Source organism: Streptomyces sp. NPDC051183 (assembly GCF_040682455.1).
Taxonomy (GTDB): Bacteria; Actinomycetota; Actinomycetes; order Streptomycetales; family Streptomycetaceae; genus Streptomyces.
Genome location: NZ_JBFBBA010000105.1, coordinates 1 through 4,126, shown reverse-complemented (window position 1 = coordinate 4,126; position 4,126 = coordinate 1). Strand labels below are relative to the sequence as shown.

The following is a 4,126-nucleotide window of genomic DNA, read 5'->3' as shown; positions in this document are numbered from 1 at the left end:
GGCCCAGTTCGCCGCCGCCCGCACCGCCCGCATCCGGGCCCGCGACCGCTTCACCGCCAGCGCCCGCGCGGCAGCCTGGCGCACGCTCCGCCCCGCCATAGAGGGGGCGACCAGCCGATGACCACCAGTGCCCCCACACAGCCCCTGCCCGACCCGTACACCGACCCCGCCGCGCACCTCGTCGCCCGCTGCCGCCAGCTCCACCAGGCCAACACCGAACTCGCGGGAGCCTTCCTCCACTCCGCCGCCCCCGGCGTACGCGCGCTGTGGCCCACAGCCTCCCGCGTGATCTTCGACCGCACCTCCCACGACGCCGACCCCCGCCAGCAGGTCGTGTTCCTGCGCATCGAGGACGCCTACGGCTCGGAACTCGCCACGCGCCAGGACGCCGACGCACTCGACCGCCAGGACCAGCCACTGCTACGCGACGCGCTCAGCGAGGTCTACAGCGCCGTACTGCACTGGAACGCCGGAGCGGTCCCCGGCGCCCGCCCGTGGAGCGTGGAGAGCACCTACGGATTCCAGGACGGGGCCACGCCGCCGTTCCTGTGCACCGTGACCCTTCCCCCGGCGGCCCGGCCCACGAGTTGACGCACCCCACCGCTTGAAGTAGAATAGCAAATGTCGAAACAGGGAGGGCAACCCTGGATCGGACACCGCGAACCATCGAAACGAGGAACCCCCACCATGGGCTACACCCACTCCTTCGCTTACACCCCCCAGGCGGAAGCCTTCCGCAGCAACTGGCTCCAGCTGCGCCTGGACGCGGCGGCCGTCGTGGACTTCACCAAGAAGGCTGGTGTTGCCCTGGCCGCGCCGGACGGTACCGGAGCGCCGGTGATCAGCGAAGACCTGATCGCCTTCAACGGGCGCGGCGACGAGGCGTGCGAGGGCTTCTGCCTGGAGCTCGCCCCCCGGACCCTCTCGCGGCTGGGCCCGTTCGCCTGGAGCTTCACCAAGACAGCGCGCCTCCCCTACGACATGGCCGTCACCGCCGTCCTTCTGCGCGCGCACACCCTCATGCCCGAGGTGTTCGCCATCGACAGCGACGGCGAATGGCGCGAGGACTGGCAGGAGGCCCGCGCCATCCATCAGGCACTGTTCGGCGACCCGGGCGCCGCCGACCCGCTCACGGACACCACCATCGGCCCCGTGGCCCTCCGTAGCTGACCCACCGCCGCCTGGGGTCCGCGCCCACACCCGCGCGCACCCCGGACGGCGACGACCAGCCACAGCGCGCCGGCGCGCCCGGACGATCGTGCCCCCGCCGTTCGGCGACGGCTCCGCCGCCCCGGCGCGGCCCGGTGCGCACGTTGGCGCCCTTCACTCCGCCCCGCCCCGCACGTGCCCACCAACGACCCCGAGGTCCTTCATGAGCATCACCATGTCCGAAGCGAGCGCCACCACCCTCCGCATGGCGGTCGAGTCCGCCAAGGCGGCCGCCGCGGCAACGGCCCACACTGCGGCCATGATCATGATCGAGGCGGGCGGCGGCCAGGGCAGCATCCACCGGGCATGGAGGGGCGAAGGCCCCGACGCCCTGTGCCTGGTCACCGCCCCCTCCTTCAGCGGGCGCATCCATGCCGGATCGCACGGCGACCGCGTCCAGATCACCCTTCCCAGCCTCACGCCGGCCGCGTACGAGCAGATGCGCGCCTGGGCCCAGGACCGCGACGACTGCCACCACGATCTCGACTGCGACTGCCTGAAGGACCCGTGGCCCACGCTCGCCACCCTCTCCGAAGACGGGGAAGAGCGCGACATCGACTACCGCAACGACCGCGAGTACGCGCGCGGAAGCGCCCGCCTGGCGTTCGGGCGCGTCACCGTCAACCTTGACGACGAGGCCGTGTCCGTGGCGGACACCCTGATCCGCATCGCCCGCCACCACGCCTGACGCGACCAGCGGTCAACCGACCCACCGCCCACCTGCGAAAACCTGATGGGGAGTTGACGCCCACCCTCCCCGTCAGGTAGATTAGTCAATGTCGAAACAAGGAGGGCAAGCCTTGGTCGACCGCCACCCACCATCAGTATCGAGGAGCACCCATGTCCCGCACCGACCGCGCCGAACGTGACCGCAAGTACTTCGATGAGCGCCTGAAGGTCGCCGCCGAGGCCGGCCGCAAGGACGCCCGTCGCTACGCGAGCGACTGGTGGGACCGCCTGCACAGCGACGAACTGACGGCGGAGAACGTCCGGATGGAGGGCTTCTTCGAGCACATCACCGGCTATCAGTACCAGGTCGAGCTGTGGACGGAGCTGATCGAGGCCCTGTCCGTCAGCTGGGACGCCGTCGCGACGTGGCACGAGCAGGTGGCCAAGGCCGAGCGGAACGCCACCCCGACCGGGGGCGGCATGGGAAACCCCGTCGCAGACGCCCGGCGGTACCTCTGGCGTGACGCGAACGAGAAGTTCGCGCAGTACGCCGCCGACCGCTTCCGTCGCGTCCGCTGACCCGCCCCGCGCTTCGGGCCCGATCGGCGATGGAGCCGGTCGGACCCGAAGCGGAGTTGACACCACGCCCACATGAAGTAGAATAGTCCATGTCGGAACGGGGAGGGCAAACCTCGGTCCGGACACCGCGAACCATCGAGCGAGACGAGGGAACATGTCCACCGCACTCCGCCCCGCCATCGGCCCCCGCATCCTCCAGACCACCAGCGAGAGCGCCTACGCCGAACTGAGCGAAACCCACGTCCGCAAGATCGGCGGCACCTTCTACCGCTTCCACCGCTGGGACTACCGCTCCGGCGACAGCTTCGTCGACGTGTCCGTCCCCGACGAGACCACCCGCGTGGTGATCGACCTCTTCCCCGACTTCGCCGACATGCCCGAGCACTTCGGGTGGACGCTCAAGCGCCAGTTCGCCAGCTACATGTTCGACTGAGCCGCCCGCCGGGGCGGTGACGGCACCGCCCCGGCCGGAGGCCCCCGCGCCGCCGGACCCGGACCCGGACCCGGACCCGGACGCGGACCCCAGCCCAACACACCGCAGCGAGGAACGATGCCCACGCCCGCCGGCCCCCACGACCCCGAGCACCCGACACCCCCGAAGAGCGTCGCGCAGCTCACCGCCGCCGACTTCACCCACTGCCGCATCGGCATCGAGTACCAGCCCGCCCGGGCCGCCTCCTACTGGCGACTCCAGCTCTTCACCGGCGAGGCCGGCCATACCTTCACCAAGACGACCCGCGCGCGGATATCCGAACACCCCGACCCCCTCCCCGTCGCCCATGACGAACTAGCCACACTCGGCCTGGAAATCGACCCCTCCTGCGAACGCGGCCCGCTCAGCACCTACCGCGTGCGCCCCCGCAGCTCAGGCCCGACAGCGGGGTCTAGTTCCGCACCCGGAGCCCGGGGTGCGCCGCGCCTGCCCGCCGCAGGCCGAGAGAGCCACGCGCCCATGAACGCCGGGGAGGTTGACACCCCCACCCCAAATAGGTAGACTAGTTAATGTCGAGAAGGGGAGGGCAAGCCCCGGATCGGCCGCCACAGAACCACCAACGAGGAGACACTCCCATGGCAGGCGAGACCACCATCACCCTGATCGGCAACCTGGTCGACGACCCCGAGCTGCGCTTCACCCCCTCCGGGGCCGGAGTCGCCAAGTTCCGCGTCGCCTCCACCCCCCGCATCTTCAACAAGACCACCAATGAGTGGACCGACGGCGAAAGCCTCTTCCTGACGTGCTCCGTCTGGCGCCACGTCGCCGAGAACGTCGCCGAGTCCCTCACCAAGGGCATGCGCGTCATCGTCACCGGCCGCCTGCGTCAGCGCACCTACGAGACCAACGAGGGTGAGAAGCGCACGGTCTACGAGCTCGACGTCGAGGAAGTCGGCCCGAGCCTGCGCAACGCCACCGCGAAGGTCGCCAAGGTCCAGCGCAACGACAACCAGCAGGGCGGCTGGGGCCAGCAGCCCCCGCAGCAGCGCACCGCACCGGTGGCCGACGCCTGGACCACCTCCCCCGCCGCCGACGAGAACCCGCCCTTCTGACCAACCCCCTGCCGGTGCCGCGCCCCCACGGCGGGGCACCGGCCCCCGTGGGGGGGACACCGCGGCGCCACCCCGCGACCGCACCCCCGCCGGCCTCGAGCCGGCCCGGCGGCGTCCGCGCCGA

General features: G+C 71.2%; 7 protein-coding genes. All 7 read left to right on the top strand.

Features of this window, described 5'->3' with window-relative positions; all coding sequences use genetic code 11:
• The first annotated feature begins 117 nt into the window (after positions 1–117).
• On the top strand, positions 118–591 hold the full coding sequence (locus AB0M99_RS37535) for a hypothetical protein (RefSeq protein ID WP_365928718.1): 474 nt from the start codon (positions 118–120) through the stop codon (positions 589–591).
• Between the two features lie 96 nt (positions 592–687).
• On the top strand, positions 688–1,170 hold the full coding sequence (locus AB0M99_RS37530) for a hypothetical protein (protein WP_365928716.1): 483 nt from the start codon (positions 688–690) through the stop codon (positions 1,168–1,170).
• Positions 1,171–1,384: 214 nt separating this feature from the next.
• A complete protein-coding gene (locus AB0M99_RS37525; RefSeq protein ID WP_365928714.1) occupies positions 1,385–1,897 on the top strand; it encodes a hypothetical protein in 513 nt (170 codons plus the stop codon).
• A gap of 152 nt (positions 1,898–2,049) precedes the next feature.
• Positions 2,050–2,457 carry a hypothetical protein gene (locus AB0M99_RS37520; RefSeq protein ID WP_365928712.1) on the top strand — a complete coding sequence of 136 codons (408 nt, stop codon included), beginning with the start codon at positions 2,050–2,052 and terminating at the stop codon, positions 2,455–2,457.
• Positions 2,458–2,611: 154 nt separating this feature from the next.
• Positions 2,612–2,890, top strand: coding sequence for a hypothetical protein (locus AB0M99_RS37515; protein WP_365928710.1), 279 nt, complete (start codon positions 2,612–2,614; stop codon positions 2,888–2,890).
• Positions 2,891–3,007: 117 nt separating this feature from the next.
• Positions 3,008–3,451 (top strand): hypothetical protein, encoded by a 444-nt coding sequence (locus AB0M99_RS37510; protein WP_365928708.1) that lies wholly within the window; start codon positions 3,008–3,010, stop codon positions 3,449–3,451.
• A gap of 74 nt (positions 3,452–3,525) precedes the next feature.
• The gene (locus AB0M99_RS37505) at positions 3,526–4,002 is read left to right on the top strand and encodes a single-stranded DNA-binding protein (RefSeq protein WP_365928706.1); all 477 of its coding nucleotides are present in this window, start codon (positions 3,526–3,528) and stop codon (positions 4,000–4,002) included.
• The last annotated feature ends 124 nt before the right edge of the window (positions 4,003–4,126 follow it).